Origin of the sequence: Streptomyces sp. ISL-43, assembly GCF_018614195.1 — a bacterium.
In the GTDB taxonomy this organism is placed as follows: Bacteria; Actinomycetota; Actinomycetes; order Streptomycetales; family Streptomycetaceae; genus Streptomyces.
This window is the reverse complement of record NZ_JAGGOT010000047.1, coordinates 25,261-40,847: the sequence shown is the minus strand read 5'-3', so window position 1 is coordinate 40,847 and position 15,587 is coordinate 25,261. Positions and strand designations below refer to the sequence as shown.

The following is a 15,587-nucleotide window of genomic DNA, read 5'->3' as shown; positions in this document are numbered from 1 at the left end:
TCGGAAAGACTCGTCTAGTGCGGGCCACTGACAACGCAGAGAACTCCGGCGCTCCGCGCCTCCGGCCCAAGGATCACTTTCACCCCCTGGCTGAAGCCAGGGGTACCCAGCGAAGATCAGCGGATGGACGCCCCTGGCGACGGCCTTGACCATCGCATCGAGGACGAGAACATCTACCCGGGCATCCAGCCGCCCGCCGAGGGCGAGGAGACCCCGGAGCCCCAGCCCGGCTTCCACGTGCAGCCCGAGCACTATGCGTGGTTCCGGCAGGTTCTCGCCCGAACCACCGCGGCCGGGCTGACGGCATTCGCCGGCGACGGTGCGGCTACGGCCCAGTACCTGACCAAACGGCAGGGCCAACGGCACTTCACCGGTCTCACCCACTCCGCTACCGACAGCGTCCAGGACGCGAACGAGCGACTCCTCGACATCGACTTCGTCGGCACCGACCATGTCTTCCGCCTCAACAGGACCCGGGTCGAGGCATTCTCCGGCGTCGCGAAGGACCTCTTCCGCCATCTCGAAGAAGGCCGCGTGGAGCAGTACCGCGCCGAGGTCCACGCCCGGCGGAGGAGCTGGCCGCTCCTCGCCTGGGATTCGGAGTGGGACGGGCCTGTCTCCGTCCATCAGGACGGCTCCGTACTCGCAATGCGGGTGCTGCCTCAGGCCTGAGGGCCGTCCGGTCGGCGTCGCGCCCTGCTCCAAGGGGGCGCGACAGCCGGGAGCGAACCGAGACTGCGGGCCGTATTCGAGAAACTGAGGGCGAGGTTCGGCACGGTGTTGGTGATCGTCGACCAACCGGCCTCGATCGGTGCCCTGCCGCTGACGGTGGCCCGCGACGCGGGCTGCCAGGTCGCCTACCTGCCCGGACTCGCGATGCGACGGATCGCCGACCTCTACCCCGGGGAGGCGAAAACCGACGCCAAGGACGCCGCGGTCATCGCAGACGCCGCCCGCACGATGCCCCACACCCTGCGCTCGCTGGAACTGACCGACGAGATCACCGCCGAACTGACCGTCCTGACCGGCTTCGACCAGGACCTCGCAGCCGAGGCCACCCGCACGAGCAACCGGATACGCGGCCTTCTCACACAGTTCCACCCCAGCCTCGAACGAGTCCTCGGGCCACGTCTGGACCACCCCGCCGTCACCTGGCTCCTCGAACGTCACGGATCCCCCGCCGCCCTGCGAAAAGCCGGCCGCCGCAGACTCGTCGAACTCATCCGCCCCAAGGCCCCGCGCATGGCACAGAGGCCCCCCCACCGGGCCAAGCTCCTGTCCGGGACTCGAAACGCACCGATGGCACGGTGATCGTTTTCCCGTCCGCCGCATGGTCTTCCCTCGTCGAAGCAGTACGCCGGGGCGACCTGGCATGACGTGAGCAGTCGCGAGGACAAGAAACGCCATGGGCCCATGCAGTTCAGGCAAGCGGATCCATCCGGCCGAGGCACGCGGCCTGAATTGCCCACTCGGGAACACCCTCATCCGGGGGTGGCGACCGCAGCGAGGACCACGATTGGCAGCAAGTCTCGGCGACGGGTGAGATCTTCAGGCCGCAGCTCCCGCCTCTTCGGCTTGCCGTGTACGCCGGTGCCTCGGCAGATCTTGATCAGTGGCTCACCACTGAGTCGGCGCCGACGTCGCGCAGCACATCCCTCGGGTGGCGGCCAGGCGGGAGCAGCAGAACGTTGTCGAGCACCAGCGCCTGCGACAACAGGTGTCCGTTGGGGCCGTCGGCACGTACGAGCCGCAGCCCCCGCCGCTCGGCGAAGACGTAGAGCTCGGCGGCGGCCTGGATCCGCTCGTACTCCGACGGCGAGATGATGACGAGGCCGCGCCCGTCCTCGGTGTCCGCGGAGACTACGGGACGTGCAGGCACCTCCTGAACGCACTCTTCCTCCGTGTCCCTGGAGCCTGTGGTGCCGATCTCGCGCGTCATGTGAGTCCTCCATGGGGAGGCGATGCGACCGGGAAGCAACGACCAGCACAGCCGGTGTCGGCCCAGAACACGTCATGCGCGGCTTCGCCGGTTCACGGCAGAGCCGAACACCACCCCTGAGGGGGACCCGGGCAAGCCGTGCTGCGGGGAGCCAGCTGGGAGCCGATTCGCTCCCCGAGCCCCTCTGAGACTCCCCCAGACCATCCGATGCCAAGGCGCTGACCAGGGGAAACGTCGTTCGCGCAGGTGGTACTCTTGTGGGGACCTCATTCGGGACGAAGAGGTCGTGGGTTCAAATCCCGCCACCCCGACTTCGTAAGACCAGGTCAAGGGCCTGATCCACTCAGTGGATCAGGCCCTTCCTGCGTCTCCGGAGATGGTCTTCTCCGCACGCCCGCCTGCCGGTTGGGGCGTGCCCGAGCCCCTAGGTCTGTGCGCCCGTGCCTTCTTCCAGTGATTCCATATCCGCCCGGCTGCCCGGCTTCCTTCGTCCGGCGCGGCCGGCCTGGCTCTCGCCGAAGGTCTTGCGGACCGAGGTCCTCGCCGGGCTGGTCGTCGCGCTGGCGCTGATCCCCGAGGCGATCTCGTTCTCGATCATCGCCGGGGTGGATCCGGCGATCGGTCTGTTCGCCTCGTTCACGATGGCCGTCGTGATCGCGTTCGTCGGCGGGCGTCCGGCGATGATCTCCGCCGCGACGGGCGCCGTGGCCCTCGTGATCGCTCCGCTGAACCGGGAGCACGGGCTGGGCTACCTGATCGCCGCGGTGATCCTGGCCGGCGTCTTCCAGATCGTGCTCGGCGCGCTCGGCGTGGCGAAGCTGCTGCGGTTCATCCCGCGCTCCGTGATGGTCGGCTTCGTCAACTCGCTGGCCATCCTGGTCTTCATGGCCCAGGTCCCCGAGCTGCTCGGCGTTCCCTGGGCCGTCTACCCGCTGATGGCGGCCGGGCTGGCGCTGATGGTGTTCTTCCCGAAGGTCACGAAGGCGGTCCCGGCTCCGCTCGTGTCCATCGTCATCCTCACCGTGATCACCGTGGCCGCGGGCATCGCGGTCCCGACCGTCGGCGACAAGGGCGCGCTGCCGTCCGCGCTGCCGGTGCCGGGCCTGCCGGACGTGCCGCTCACCCTGGACACCCTCACCCTCATCGCCCCGTACGCGCTGGCCATGGCGCTCGTCGGGCTGATGGAGTCGCTGATGACGGCGAAGCTCGTCGACGAGATCACCGACACGCGGTCCTCGAAGACGCGGGAGTCCATCGGGCAAGGCATCGCGAACATCGTCACCGGGTTCTTCGGCGGCATGGGCGGCTGCGCGATGATCGGCCAGACGATGATCAACGTGAAGGTGTCGGGCGCCCGGACGCGGCTGTCGACCTTCCTCGCCGGCGTCTTCCTGATGGTGCTGTGCATCGTCTTCGGGCCGGTGGTCTCCGACATCCCGATGGCGGCGCTCGTCGCCGTCATGGTCATGGTCTGCTTCGCGACCTTCGACTGGCACTCCATCGCGCCGAAGACCCTCAAGCGGATGCCCGTCGGCGAGATCGCCGTCATGGTCGTCACCGTCGTGTGCGTGGTCGTCAGCCACAACCTGGCCGTGGGCGTCGTCGTGGGGTCCGTCACCGCCATGGTGATCTTCGCCAGGCGCGTCGCGCACCTGGCGAACGTCACCGCCGTCCTCGACCCGGACGGCGGCCAGGTCGTCTACTGCGTGACCGGCGAGCTGTTCTTCGCCTCCTCGAACGACCTGGTCGAGCAGTTCGACTACGCCGGCGACCCGGACAAGGTGGTCATCGACCTCTCCGCCGCCCACATCTGGGACGCCTCCTCGGTCGCCGCCCTCGACGCGATCGAGCACCGCTACGCCGGGCGCGGCAAGAGCGTGGAGATCACCGGCCTGAACGGACCCAGCGCCCGCCTGCACGGGACGCTCAGCGGCGAACTCGCCGGCGGGAACTGAGGATCTGCCGCCCGGCGCCCGCGCGGGCGCCCGTCCCCCGTGGTCAGCGGGCGGGCTTCAGCCGGCGCAGGGTGTAGCCGGTGTTCGTGGGGTCCAGGGTTTTGGTGGCCTGCTTGAAGAGGTGTTCGGCCCTCTCGTAGGACAGGCGGCGACGGCCCGTGTCCGGGCACAGGTCGGCCGCCGCGGGGGTGCGGGCGGGGCCGGGGCGGCGGAGCGGCCGCGCCCGGGGGCGGGTCGCATCGGGATGATCGCCGCGGGAGCCTTCGTGATGGACCCGGCGGACGGCTTCCCCGTCGGCACCCCGTACGGGATGCCCGCCTCGCTCAGCCGGCACAGCTACGCCCACTTCGCCGCCGGCTCGGTCACCTTCACCGCGCTGATCGCCGCCTGCTACGTGCTGGGCCGCCACTTCGGCCGCGCCGGGAACCGCGGCCGCGCCCTCACCTCCCGCGTCGCCGGCACCGCGCCGCTGCTCGGCAACGGCTGGGCGATGAGCGGTGGCGAGGCGGGCACCCTGACCCTGGCCATCGGTGTGATCACCGCGATGGCGCGGATCTCCGCGACCGCCTTCCGGTACCGCCGCGGTCTTTGACCCCGCGAATGAAGTCCCGTACCGCCGGAACCCGGGCCGTCCGTCGCGCGACTACCTGCGTGCACGACACGGCGCAGGCGGAAGCGGAGGGGTACGGGATGGGCGGGCTGGACGTGCGGATGGAGGGGGTGGGGTGCCGGCACGGGCGGGTCGAGGCCGTGGCCGACGTCGATCTGGAGATCGCGGCCGGCGAGCGCGTCGCCCTGACCGGGACCAACGGCTCGGGCAAGACCACCCTGCTGCGCGCCGTACTGGGACTGCACCGGCAGGTCAGCGGCTCGATCCTGGTCGGCGGCCGGCGCACCGACGCGGCCTGGCGGCGGCGGGCGTGCGCGTGGATCCCGCAGAAGCCCGCCGCCGGGCGCTTCCCCCTGCTGGGCGGCGAGCTGCTCGCCAGCAGCGGTGACCCCCGCGCGGCCGCCGAGGCCGCGGACCGGCTGGGCGTGGGTCCGCTGACCGGGCGGCCGCTGCACACCCTGTCCGGCGGGCAGTTGCAGCGGATGTACCTGGCCCGGGCCATCGGCTGCGTGGCCGCGGGGGCCGGCGTACTGCTCGCCGACGAGCCGACCGCCGCCCTCGACTTCGCGGGTCAGGACGAGGCGGCCGACGTACTGACCGCGCTGCCCGTGACCCTCGTCGTCGTCACCCACGACCGGGCGCTCGCGGAGCGCTGCGACCGCGTACTGGAGATGGCCGCCGGCCGGCTGCGGGAGGCTCGGTGAGCACCACCCTGGCCGGCGCCGACCTCGGCACCCTGCTGCAGCTGGTCCCCGTACAGAGGGCGGGCTTCGCCCTGCTGCTGGCCGCCGTCGGGCTGCCCGTGATCGGCGTGGTCATCGTCGGGCTGGACATCATGCCGGTGCGGTTCGCGATGATGCACGTCGCGCTGCTGGGCATCGCCGTCGGCCTGCTCATCGGTCTGGACCCCATGCTGTGCGCGCTGGTGGCCTGCGCACTGGCCGGCGCCGGCGTCGCGCCGCTGGCCCGGACACCGGACGGGCTGTCCGGGGCGATGGGGTTGCTGATGAGCCTCGCGATCGCCGCCGCGCTCCTGGTCCTGGCGGTCTCCGGGGTGAACGCCTCGGGCGCTTTCGCCCTGCTGTGGGGGTCGATCCTGTCCGTCGGCACGGCCGACCTCGTGGTGCTCGGGGTGCTGGCCGTCCTCGTACCCGGACTGTTCTGGTGGCGGCGGCGCGATGTGGCGCTGCTGCTGTACGACCGTGAGCTCGCGCAGTGTTCGGGCGTGCCGGTGCGGGCGCTGACCGCCGTACTGCTGGTGCTCGTCGCGGTCGCGGTCGCCGGGGCCATCAAGCTCACCGGGGCCCTGCTCGTCGACGCCCTGACCCTGCTGCCCGCCCTGGCCGCGCGCCGGCTGGGCACCTCGCTGAGGTCGATCACGGGGTGGGCGGTCGCGATCGGCGTCCTCGTGAATCTGACCGGCTTCCTCATCGCCCTCTGGCTGGACTGGCCTCCCGGGCCGGTCCTCGTCCTCACCGCGGGGATCCTCGTCCTCGCGGTCCATCTCGTTCCCGAACGGAGAATCAGCTCATGGCGCCGCGAACCCGCGTCCGCAGCACTTCCCTCCTCGCACTGAGCACGGCACTGGGCCTGGCACTGGCCCTGGTGACCGGCTGCGGCGACAGCGACAGCGGTGGTGACGCAGGCGCCGCCAAGGGCGGCAAGCCCGTCGTCGTCGTGACCACCACCTGGGAGGGCGCCTTCGCCAAGGCCGCCGGAGCGGAGGACGTCAAGGTGATCGTGCCGCAGTCCGTGCACCACGCCCCGGACTACGACCCCAAGCCCTCCGATCTCGCCGCCGTCGCCAAGGCCGACTTCGTGCTGTACGCGCCGTTCGAGCCGTACGCCGCGAAGATCAAGGAGGCCGCCGGTTCGAAGGCCGAGCTGGTGGAGGTGAACCTCGACAACGACGCCGACAAGGTCAGGTCCGAAGTCGCCCGGCTGGGCGCGCTGTTCGGCACCGAGGACGCCGCCGCACGGTGGACGGCGGCCTTCGAAGCCGAGTACGGGCGGGTCTCGAAGGAGGTCCAGGCCTCGTGGCCCGGTGGGAAGAGCCCGGCGGTCGTGAGCCAGGTCTTCTCGACCTGGTCCGCGAAGCTGGCCGGCGCCACCCCGGTCGGCACCTACGGCCCCGAGGCGGTCACCCCGGTGCAGCTGGCCGAGCTGTCCGCGAAGAAGCCGGCACTGGTGCTGGACAACGCCCACATGTCGACCGGGACCGTCCTGCCCGACTCGGGCGCGAGGCAGGTGGAGATCGTCAACTACCCGGGCCCGGACCTCGACTTGCTGCCGGTCTACCGCAACGCGGCCGCCGAGCTGAAGAAGGCCATGGGCGGGTCGGCCGCCTGACGCGCGCGGCGACGCCGGGGCGGTAGCTCACGGCGCGTCAAGGGCGGGGCGGTCCTTCCGGGACCGCCCCGCCCTCTGCTATGCCCGCGCCCCGGCCCCCGCCCCGGCCTTCGCCAGGCGCTCGCGCAGGGCCGCCCGGTCGGGTTTGCCCGCCGGGGTCAGCGGCAGCTCCGCCACCACCAGGAGGCGTTCGGGGTGCTTGCGCCGCTCCAGGCCGCGCAGCGTGAGGTGTTCGCCCAGCGAGCCGAGGGTGGGGGTCCGCGGGCCGCGCGGTACGACGCATGCGGCGAGCCGCTCGCCCATCACCTCGTCCGGTACGCCGACGCACACGATGTCCCGTACCTGGGCGTGGGAGGACAGCTCCCGTTCGACCTCGGCGGGGCTGATGTTGGCGCCGCCGCGGATGACGATGTCCTTGAGCCGGCCGACCACGTGCAGGACGCCGTCCTTGTCGATGAGCCCGAGGTCTCCGGTGCGCACCCAGCCCTCGGACGTGCGGTACCGGGCGTCCAGGTCGGGCGAGGCGACGTAGCACATGGGGGTCATGGGGCCGCGCGCGATGATCTCGCCGACCTCGCCGTCCGGGAGCGGTTCGTGCGTCCGGGTGTCGGCGATGCGGATGTCGGCGACCCGGGGGTCGGGCCGGCCGGCGGCGACGCCCGCGCCCTCGGACTCGGCTTCCGGGGTGGCCGCCCCGAGGCCGGTGTGGCAGTTGACTCCGTCGGCCGAGCCGTAGAGGTTGACCACCGGACAGCCGAAGACGCGGCTCGCCTGCTCGGCCGTGGTCTCGTCGAGGGGGGCGCCGCCGACGATCACGGCGGTGGGGGCCGGCAGTTCGGCGGCACCGGCGGCCGCGCCGTGTCCGGTGCCGGTGGCGGACGCGCCCCTCTCCGCGGCCTCCGCCTCCAGGCGGTCGAGCATCATGCGGATCATCGTCGGCACGCCGAGGATGTGGGTGGGCCGGTGCTCGCGCACCGCCGCGAGGGCCGCCTCGGGGGTGAAGTGGTCGAGCAGGATGAGCGTTCCGCCGTGCCGGGCGAGGGTGACGGCGGTGCCGTTGGAGCCGAAGGCGGAGGCGAGCGGTACGAGGAAGAGGCAGCGGGGCGGCGTGCCGTCGGGCATCAGCGCGGCGAGGAAGTTGCCGCGTCCTCCGGCGAGCGCGTTGTGGGAGTACGCGATCATCTTCGGCTCCGCCTCCGAGCCGGACGAGACGAGGATGCGGGCGGCGCTGTCGGGGTCGGGCCGGGCGGGAACGAAGGCGGCCGGGTCGGAGCGCAGCAGCGTGGCGAGCTGAATCGTTCCTTCAGGGGCGCTGCCCGCCGGTCCGGCGGCGATGACGTGGCGCAGCGCGGGCAGTTCCGCCGCCAGGTCCCGCAGCTCGGCGGCGTGCCGGTTGCCCCGGTGCTCCACGGCGGCGATGACCGCGACGGCCTCGGCCCGGCGCAGCAGGCACCGGGCCTCCGTGCTGCCGCGGCCGACGGGGAAGGGCAGGGCCACCGCGCCGAGGGCGGCCAGGGCCAGGTCCGCGATGACCGCGTTGCGTCCGCTGGGCAGCTGCACCCCGACCACGTCCCCCGGCCCTATGCCGAGCTCCCCCAGCCCGGTGGCCAGACAGCGCACCTTGCGGTCCAGCGCCGTGTAGCAGAGCTTGCCCTTGGCATCGATGACCGCGGTGTGGTGCAGGTCGGCGATCTGGCGGGCCCGGAAGAGGCTGTAGAGGTCGAGGTCGGGACACGTCCCGTCGACCGCCCAGGAGCGGCGCAGGCCGGCGGGCAGCAGGTCGTGCAGGGCGACGGTCATCGGAAGCTCCAGGGGTCGGGAACGGCGGGGGCACCGTGCGCGTCGCGGCTGATCGAGCCGGCGAAGCGCGGGTCGTGATGCAGGTCGGCCAGGTCGGTGGTGACGGCGGTCGCCGCCAGGCCGCGCCCGCGCAGCGTGCGCAGGGCGTCCTCGGTGGACAGGCCGGCGAGTCCGAGGGCGGCGGCTGCCGCCGCGCAGGCGCCGGCGTCCGCGTCGGCGGGGGCGATCCAGCCGTCAGCGGTCGCCAGGGGCGTACGGAATCCGGCGGAGCGGCGGGGGTTCTCCCCGCGCCCGGACCGGCGCAGGGCCGGGAGGGTGAGGACGTCGGCGGCTCCCAGCAGCGAGGAGTCGACGCGCACGCCTCGCCCGGTGCGCTCGCGCAGCAGCAGCCCCGCGAGGACGGCCTCGGTTCCGAGCAGCCCGCCCAGTACGTCGAGCAGGGTCATCAGGGAGGGCGCGGGCACCTCGCCTTCGGGGCGGGCGGCCTCCCCGACTCCGGTGCGGGCCTGCACCATGAAGTCGGTGCCCATCGGGGCGTCGGCGATCCGGCCCGTCCCCCAGCCGCCGGTGTACGCGTACACGAGCGCGGGGTTGGCCGCCGCGAGGTCGTCGTGGTCGAGGCCCAGCTCGGCCGCCTTGCCCGGGGCCCAGTTGTGCAGGAAGACGTCGGCGCCGGCCGCCAGCTCCCGGAGCCGGAGCCGGTCCCCGGGCGACTTGATGTCGATCTCCACGGCCCGCTTGCCCCGGTTCAGCGCCAGCCAGCGGGCGGAGACGCCCGAGCAGGCGGGCGGCATGCCGCGCAGCGGGTCACCGCCCGGCGGCTCGATCCGGACGATCTCGGCGCCGAGCAGCCCGAGCAGATGGGCCGCGAGCGGCGCCTGGATGCGGCGGCCCGCCTCCAGCACGGTCAGGCCGGCCAGGGGGGCGGCGGGCGTGGGCGCGGTGGGGGCTGCGTCGGGGAGGCGGGGGCCGCAGGCGTAGGGGGCCAGGGTCCAGGGGGCCGCGCCGTCGTGTTCGGCGGCCCGCTCGGCCAGGCTCCGCAGCCGGCAGACCTCGGCTCCCGAGGCTGCCGCCGCGTCGCGGATCCGCTGCCAGCCGTGTGCGCGGGTGGTGGCGTGCAGTGCGTCGGGGAAGGGCGCGCAGGCGGTGGCGTAACGGAACTGGAAGGGCCGCCAGCCGGCCCGTATCGCGTCGGCGGGGGCCTCCAGGGCCCGCCAGAATCCGGCCCAGGCACCCGGGTCGAGGGTCTCCAGCTCGAAGAGGGTGCCGTCGGCGGCCGTGAAGGGCGGCCCGCCCGCGGCCAGTTCGGCGGCTTCGCCCTCGTCCGCTCCGGCCGCCGCGAGGTACTGGGAGACGACCAGCAGCCCGGCCCGGTCGACGCACGTGTCCACGCCGGCGGGCGAGCCGCCCCTGGCCCGGGCGAGCAGTCCGGCGAGCAGGCCCTGCGTGGTGAGGACGGACGTGGCGGTGAGGGCGTAGTCGACCGCGAGGCCGCGGGGGGCGCCGTCGCGGCGGCCGTGGACGGCCATGATGCCGGTGGCGGCCTGCGCGGTCGCCTCGTCGGTGACGCCCGTGCCCGACGGGGTGTTCGCGGTGTCCGGGGCCGCGGACCAGGCGATGGTGGCGGTGGCGTGGGCGGTGGCCTGTGGGTCGGGGCCGAGGCCGCTGCCGCTGCCGCTGCCGCCCAGGGTGATCCGGCCCGCCCTGTCGTCGCCCCGCGCGGCCGGACCCGTACCGGCGGCGGCTCCCAGCAGCTTCAGGTGCTCGGCAACCGGGCCGGTGAGGGCGGCCGGCCCCGAGGCGGTGAAGTGCAGGCCGTCGAGCGGCCGAGCGGTCCGGATGACGACTGGTGACGCCATGCCTCTCCTCTGCTCCGGGCCCCGGCGGTGGGCCGGCGCCGCTGCTGATCCGTACGCGGGAACCAAGGGGCGGGCGCACCCGACCAGTTCCTCGGGGAGGCAGTCGCACTGCCGTTCCCACGGGTTCCCGGCGGGCTGGAGGAAAGTGGTGGAGAACCGAGTGGCGGAGATCGGAGTCGCGGGGATCGGAGTGGCGCGGACCGGAGTGGCGCGGACCGGAGTCGCGGAATACCGATCGGGTGCGGGGCGTGACCGTGGCGAACCACTTTCCTCCGCAGTGGAGTTGAGGGACCGGGTGGCGGCCTTCGTGCGGGAGCGGGTCATGCCCCGCGAGCCCGTGCTCGACGCGGGCGGCCCGGCGGCGGCGACCGCCCTGCGGGAGGTTCAGGGCGAGGCGAAGGCGGCGGGCCTGTGGGCACTGCCGCTCCCCGCCGAACTGGGCGGCCAGGGGCTCGGACTGGCCGCGTACGCGCAGCTCGCCGAGGCCGAGGGGGCGAGCGACCACGGACCGGCCGCGCTGGGATCGGCTCCCCTGCTGGACGCCACGATGCTGCTGCGCCACGGCAGCGAACGGGTGCGCGCCCTGTACCCGCGGCGGCTGACGGCCGGGGAGCTGCGCGCCTGCTACGCCATGACGGAGCCGGACGTACCGGGCAGCGACCCGTTCCTCACCGCCACCCGGGCCGTCGAACAGGCCGACGGGAGCTGGACGGTGAGCGGTCGCAAGTGGTTCACCTCGCACGCCGCCGAAGCCGGCCTGGTCACCGTCCTCGTCCGCACCGACGGGGAGCCGGCCGACCGCACCGGGCTCTCCCTGCTCGTCGTCCCCACCTCCGCGCCCGGGTTCCGGGTGGTGCGCGAGCTGCCCGTGTTCGGCGCGTCCGGGCAGTGGGAGATCGAGTTCGACCGGGTCCCGGTGCCCGCCGACCACCTCCTCGGCGAACGCGGCCGGGCCCTCGACATCGCCGGGGAACGGCTCCAACTGGGCCGTACGCTGCGCTGCCTGCGCTGGCTCGGGCAGGCGCAGCGCGCCTTCGACCTCATGTGCGAGCGCGCGAGCTCCCGTACGGGCTCGCGCGGGCCGCTCGGCGGCCACCAGCTCGTCCAGCAGCACGTCTTCGAGGCGCTCCTCGCCCTGCGCACCACGCGCCCGATCGTCCACGAGGCCGTGGCCAGGATCGACGCCGGGCTGGACGCGCACGTCGAGGTGGGGTTGGCCAAGGTGGCCGCCGCGCGCATGCTCCAGCAGGTGACGGACTCCGCGATCCAGATCCACGGCGCGGCCGGCCTCGGCCCGGACACCGCCCTGCCCGCCCTCTACCGCTCGGGCCGCACCGCCCGCATCCTCGACGGCCCGGACGAACTCCACATCACGGGGGTGGCGCGGCGGGTCTTGCGGGGGTACGGGGGGTAGCGGGGGCAGGGCCGGCGGCGCGGGTACGCGCGGCAGCGGGCGGGCGCGGCAGCGGCAGCGGGCGGGGCAGCGGCAGCGGGCGGGGCAGTCAGATGTCGCGGATGTCGAGCAGCCCGGTCAGTTCGGCCAGCCCGAGCGCCAGGAAGAAGGTGCCCCAGACCAGTTCGTGCCGGACCGCGATGCCCTTCCCGGCGTCGTAGCAGCCGTCCAGCAACCTGCCCCGTGACAGGTGCGCGTCGGCCAGCCGCTCCAGGATCGCTGCCGCGCGAGCCCCGTACCGCGCGGCGCCGGGGCCCGGGACGCGGGCGAGTTTCAGCAGCGCGACGGCCGTGACGGCGGCGGCGGAGGTGTCCAACGGGCCGTCGGGCCACGCCTCGTCGGCCAGCGGGACGAGCGCCGCGCCCGGCCCCGCCCACACGTCGGCCAACCGCTCCGCCGGCGCTTGCGGACCGTCCGCCAGCCGCCCGGCGACGTCGGGCCGGTGCAGTACGTCGGCCAGCGCGAGCAGCAGCCAGGCCCGGCCCCGACTCCACCCATCGGGCGGATCCCCACATGGCCGCCACCCCGCCCCTGCCACGAAGCCCCAGGCCGGCACGAGACCGGGCCGGGAGGCCGGGTCCGGGCCAGGGACGGGCCCGGAAACCACGCCCGGGGCGGAGGCTGAGCCCAGGGCCAAGCCGGAGGCCTGTTCAGGGCCGGAGGCCGGGACGGGGCCGGGGCCGAGGCCGGGAGCGGGGGCGGGGTCGGACGTGGGGTGCGGGACGGGGGCCGGGGCGGGTGCGGGGAGGCACAGGGTCAGGTGGCGGGTCAGGTGGGAGGCCGCTGCTGTCGCGCCCCGGGGGCCCGCCGAGGCCAGGAGGGGGATCATGCCCGGGACGCCGTCCACACGGGCCAGGAGTCGGGGGCCGCCGAAGGCCGAACCCCAGGGCACCAGGCCCAGTTCGGCGTCCATCGCCGCCAGGCAGGCTTCGGCCGCCCGCGTGCGGAGCTCGCGCGCGGCGGTGTCACCGGCGGCGAGCGCGGTGCCGTACCAGAGGATCAGCCCGCGCGTGGAGGTGTCCGCGTCCACCCAGTCGGCCAGTCGCGCGGTGCACGCGGAGGCGGCGGCCCGGTCGGCCGCGGCGCCGGTGTGCCGGGCCCGCAGCCACAGCAGCCCGGCCCAGAAGCCGCCGGCCCACGATCCGCGACCGGTGGTCGTCCAGCGTCCCGTCTCCGGGTCGGCGTACAGCGGGAAGCGGTCCCCGGCTTCGGCCGCGCCGACGGCGACCCGGTCGAGGACGTCCGCCAGCGCCGACCGCGCCCACCGCGGCCCGCTCATGCCGCGGCCACGGCTCGCGCGCGCCGCTCCCGCAGCGCCCACGCCGTCGCGACGGCGCAGGCCAGCGCGAACTCGGCCGCGACCAGCAGCCAGCCCGGCCCGTACCGCCCCGCGTCCGCGAGCGGCCCGAACAGCGGTGGCCCGAGCGCGAATCCGGCGAAGAACCCGGCGGCCACGAGCCCGGAGTCCTGCCCGGCCCGGCCGGGGGCGGAGCGCTGCATCACCAGCACCATCGAGACGGCGTTGGCCGACACGGCGAACACCCCGACGGCCACCGCGCCCGCCCAGACCAGCGGCCCCGCGACGAGCGCCGCCGCCAGCAGCGCGGCCGCCCCCACCGCACCGGCCGCCAGCCCGCCCGGAAGCCACCGCGCGCGCCCCGGCCGGGCCGCCTTCGACCAGCCCACCCTGCCGCCGATGCCCGCGACGCCGAGCACCGCGACCAGGGCGCCGGCCGCGGTGGGGCCCATGCCGAGACGCTGTGCGCCGAACAGGGCCACGTACGTATTGACCGAGGCGATCCCGCAGCCCAGGAACAGCGAGAACACCGCCAGCCAGGCGATGTCGCCACGGGGTACGAGCGAGGAGCGCGGCGGCGCTGGCCTACCCGGAGGGTCGGCGGGCAGGGCGCGCAGCGCCCACAGCGCCGCCACCGCGGCGGCGGCGGCCGCCGTCCACACCGCCCCGCGCCAGCCGGCCGCGGCGGCCAGCGCCGTGAGCGGCAGCCCGGCCGCGAAGGCCCCCAGCTGGACGCCGGACTGCTTCACGCCGGTCACCTGCGCGCGCCGGGCGGGGGCGACGGCGGCGAGGATCGCCTTGTTGGTCGCCGGGTTGGCCAGGGCCTGGGGCACTCCGCCCAGCGCTACGGCGGCGAGGAGGAAGCCGGGGCCGGGTGCGGCGCCGATCAGCGCGAGTGTCGCGGCGGACACCGACAGCAGGAGGACGAGGGAGCGCCGCGGCCCGATCCGGTCCACCAGCCGGCCGCCGAAGGGCGACAGCACGGCCGCCGTACCGAATCCGACCGTCGTCGTCAGACCGAGTACGGCCGGCGAGACGCCCGACTCGGCCACCAGCCTCGGACCGAGCGCGCCGAAGAGGAACAGCTGCAGCATCGAGAAGGCCATGGCGCTGGTGAGCAGCGCGGTCAACATGCCGCCCGCCCTCGCCCCGGGTCCGTCGGACGCCGCGGCCGCCGCCTCGGACACGCCGGGTGCCGCCCCCGCCCACACACTCCGCTCCCCCACCGCGCACCCCGTTCCCGCTGCCGGATCTCCGGTCCGGAACAGGGGTCGGACGGGCGAACAGCCGAGTTCCCAGGGTCCGTTGTGGTGTGCGACACATGCCGCTCGAGCGCTGCATGAGAAAGCCTGATACCCACTGTCGCCGCCACCGGGTCGGTGCAACGATGACCCCGCCATGACTCCGGGTCGATGTTGTCGCGCGGTACGGGCTGCGATGTTCGCGGCCACCTGCGTGCTGCTCTCGGCCCTCGGGCACGTCCTCATGTCGGGGGCTTCCGTCCCGTGGCGGGCGATGGCGGCGGCGGTCGCCGTCAGCGCCGGGGTGGGCTGGGTCCTCGCCGGCCGCGAGCGCGGCCTGGCGGCCGTCACCGCCGCGACCGTCGCCGTCCAAGCCGCGCTGCACAGCGGGTTCTCGCTGGCTCAGGCGGTGGTGGACCGTCTTCCGGCCGCGACGGCACACGGCGCCGCGGCGTCGGCCTCCCGCTCCTTAGGGGCCCCGGACTCCGTGGGCGCGCTCGCCCACCGGTGGGTCCGGTACCTGCTGTGCTCCCCGCCCGCGCTCCCCCCGCAATCGCCGTCGCCGTTGACGGACACGGGCGGGGCCGCGGGCGGCCATGTCCAGCACGCCATGCACGCCGTGCACGCGCTGACCGACGGCGCGGCGTCGATGCCCATGTCGATGCCGATGCCGATGCCGATGCCGGCGTCGATGCCGGCGTCGCTGTCGGCGTCGCTGTCGATGCCGATGTCGATGGGCGCCGGACACGGCACCGGCTCCATGTCACCGCTCGGCATGCTCGCCGGCCACCTCCTCGCCGCCCTGGTCTGCGGCCTCTGGCTCGCGTACGGGGAGCGGGGCGCCTTCCGCGTCCTGCGCGCCTTCGCCGGCTGGCTCCTCGTACCGCTGCGCCTGTCCTTCCGCCTCCCCGCGCCCGCGCACCGTCCCCGCGTCCGCTGCCGCCGGGACCACCGGGCCCGGACGCTGCGCAGCCTCCTGCTCGCCGACGCCCTCACCTCACGGGGTCCGCCTCTCGGGACCGCTGTCATCTGACAGCCGGCTCCCCGACGCGCGACGGGCCACCGCCCCGCGCCTCGGGCATCG

At 74.5% G+C, this 15,587-nt stretch carries 14 protein-coding genes and 1 pseudogene; 10 read left to right on the top strand and 5 right to left on the bottom strand.

The annotated features are described in order from the left end of the window. Positions 1-123: 123 nt before the first annotated feature. The 3 genes and pseudogenes from J7F03_RS26255 to J7F03_RS42745 all read left to right on the top strand — a co-directional run bounded on the left by J7F03_RS26255 (position 124) and on the right by J7F03_RS42745 (position 1,376). Positions 124-672, top strand: coding sequence for a hypothetical protein (locus J7F03_RS26255; RefSeq protein WP_214953617.1), 549 nt, complete (start codon positions 124-126; stop codon positions 670-672). A 51-nt stretch (positions 673-723) separates the two neighbouring features. Beyond that, positions 724-1,254, top strand: a pseudogene (locus J7F03_RS26250) (IS110 family transposase); the annotation flags it as partial. A 53-nt stretch (positions 1,255-1,307) separates the two neighbouring features. After that, complete coding sequence (locus J7F03_RS42745; protein WP_374104393.1) at positions 1,308-1,376, top strand: hypothetical protein; 69 nt, start codon at positions 1,308-1,310, stop codon at positions 1,374-1,376. A 233-nt stretch (positions 1,377-1,609) separates the two neighbouring features. Here J7F03_RS42745 and J7F03_RS26240 read toward each other — a convergent pair whose 3' ends face one another. Beyond that, entirely contained in the window at positions 1,610-1,939 is a 330-nt protein-coding gene (locus tag J7F03_RS26240; RefSeq protein WP_214953615.1) for a hypothetical protein, read from the bottom strand. Between the two features lie 440 nt (positions 1,940-2,379). Between J7F03_RS26240 and J7F03_RS26235 the strand changes: the two genes are divergently transcribed. From J7F03_RS26235 to J7F03_RS26215, 5 genes are all read left to right on the top strand, one after another. Next, positions 2,380-3,894 (top strand): SulP family inorganic anion transporter, encoded by a 1,515-nt coding sequence (locus J7F03_RS26235; RefSeq protein WP_214953613.1) that lies wholly within the window; start codon positions 2,380-2,382, stop codon positions 3,892-3,894. 121 nt (positions 3,895-4,015) lie between these two features. Beyond that, positions 4,016-4,486, top strand: coding sequence for a DUF998 domain-containing protein (locus J7F03_RS41365; RefSeq protein ID WP_374104392.1), 471 nt, complete (start codon positions 4,016-4,018; stop codon positions 4,484-4,486). A 98-nt stretch (positions 4,487-4,584) separates the two neighbouring features. Continuing rightward, positions 4,585-5,208 (top strand): metal ABC transporter ATP-binding protein, encoded by a 624-nt coding sequence (locus tag J7F03_RS26225; protein WP_214953627.1) that lies wholly within the window; start codon positions 4,585-4,587, stop codon positions 5,206-5,208. Continuing rightward, on the top strand, positions 5,205-6,080 hold the full coding sequence (locus J7F03_RS26220; RefSeq protein WP_214953611.1) for a metal ABC transporter permease: 876 nt from the start codon (positions 5,205-5,207) through the stop codon (positions 6,078-6,080). The genes J7F03_RS26225 and J7F03_RS26220 overlap by 4 nt, the downstream gene beginning before the upstream one ends. Beyond that, positions 6,035-6,853 (top strand): metal ABC transporter solute-binding protein, Zn/Mn family, encoded by an 819-nt coding sequence (locus tag J7F03_RS26215; RefSeq protein WP_214953609.1) that lies wholly within the window; start codon positions 6,035-6,037, stop codon positions 6,851-6,853. Before J7F03_RS26220 ends, J7F03_RS26215 begins: the two co-directional genes overlap by 46 nt. 78 nt (positions 6,854-6,931) lie before the next feature. Here J7F03_RS26215 and J7F03_RS26210 read toward each other — a convergent pair whose 3' ends face one another. Further along, positions 6,932-8,653, bottom strand: a complete 1,722-nt coding sequence (locus J7F03_RS26210; RefSeq protein WP_214953607.1) for a class I adenylate-forming enzyme family protein — start codon at positions 8,651-8,653, stop codon at positions 6,932-6,934. Further along, entirely contained in the window at positions 8,650-10,512 is a 1,863-nt protein-coding gene (locus J7F03_RS26205; protein ID WP_214953605.1) for a CoA transferase, read from the bottom strand. Before J7F03_RS26205 ends, J7F03_RS26210 begins: the two co-directional genes overlap by 4 nt. Before the next feature lie 277 nt (positions 10,513-10,789). On the opposite strand from J7F03_RS26205, the gene J7F03_RS26200 reads away from it, so the two are divergent. Continuing rightward, complete coding sequence (locus tag J7F03_RS26200; RefSeq protein ID WP_308379968.1) at positions 10,790-11,926, top strand: acyl-CoA dehydrogenase family protein; 1,137 nt, start codon at positions 10,790-10,792, stop codon at positions 11,924-11,926. An 88-nt stretch (positions 11,927-12,014) separates the two neighbouring features. Here the strand turns inward: J7F03_RS26200 and J7F03_RS41360 are convergent, their stop codons facing one another. Together J7F03_RS41360 and J7F03_RS26190 are read right to left on the bottom strand one after the other, a co-directional pair. Next, the gene (locus J7F03_RS41360) at positions 12,015-13,244 is read right to left on the bottom strand and encodes a sugar ABC transporter permease (RefSeq protein WP_251072508.1); all 1,230 of its coding nucleotides are present in this window, start codon (positions 13,242-13,244) and stop codon (positions 12,015-12,017) included. Beyond that, a complete protein-coding gene (locus J7F03_RS26190; RefSeq protein WP_251072507.1) occupies positions 13,241-14,395 on the bottom strand; it encodes a nitrate/nitrite transporter in 1,155 nt (384 codons plus the stop codon). Before J7F03_RS26190 ends, J7F03_RS41360 begins: the two co-directional genes overlap by 4 nt. 304 nt (positions 14,396-14,699) lie before the next feature. On the opposite strand from J7F03_RS26190, the gene J7F03_RS26185 reads away from it, so the two are divergent. Further along, positions 14,700-15,536: a hypothetical protein gene (locus J7F03_RS26185; RefSeq protein ID WP_251072506.1), complete on the top strand. Its 837-nt coding sequence runs from the start codon at positions 14,700-14,702 to the stop codon at positions 15,534-15,536. The last annotated feature ends 51 nt before the right edge of the window (positions 15,537-15,587 follow it).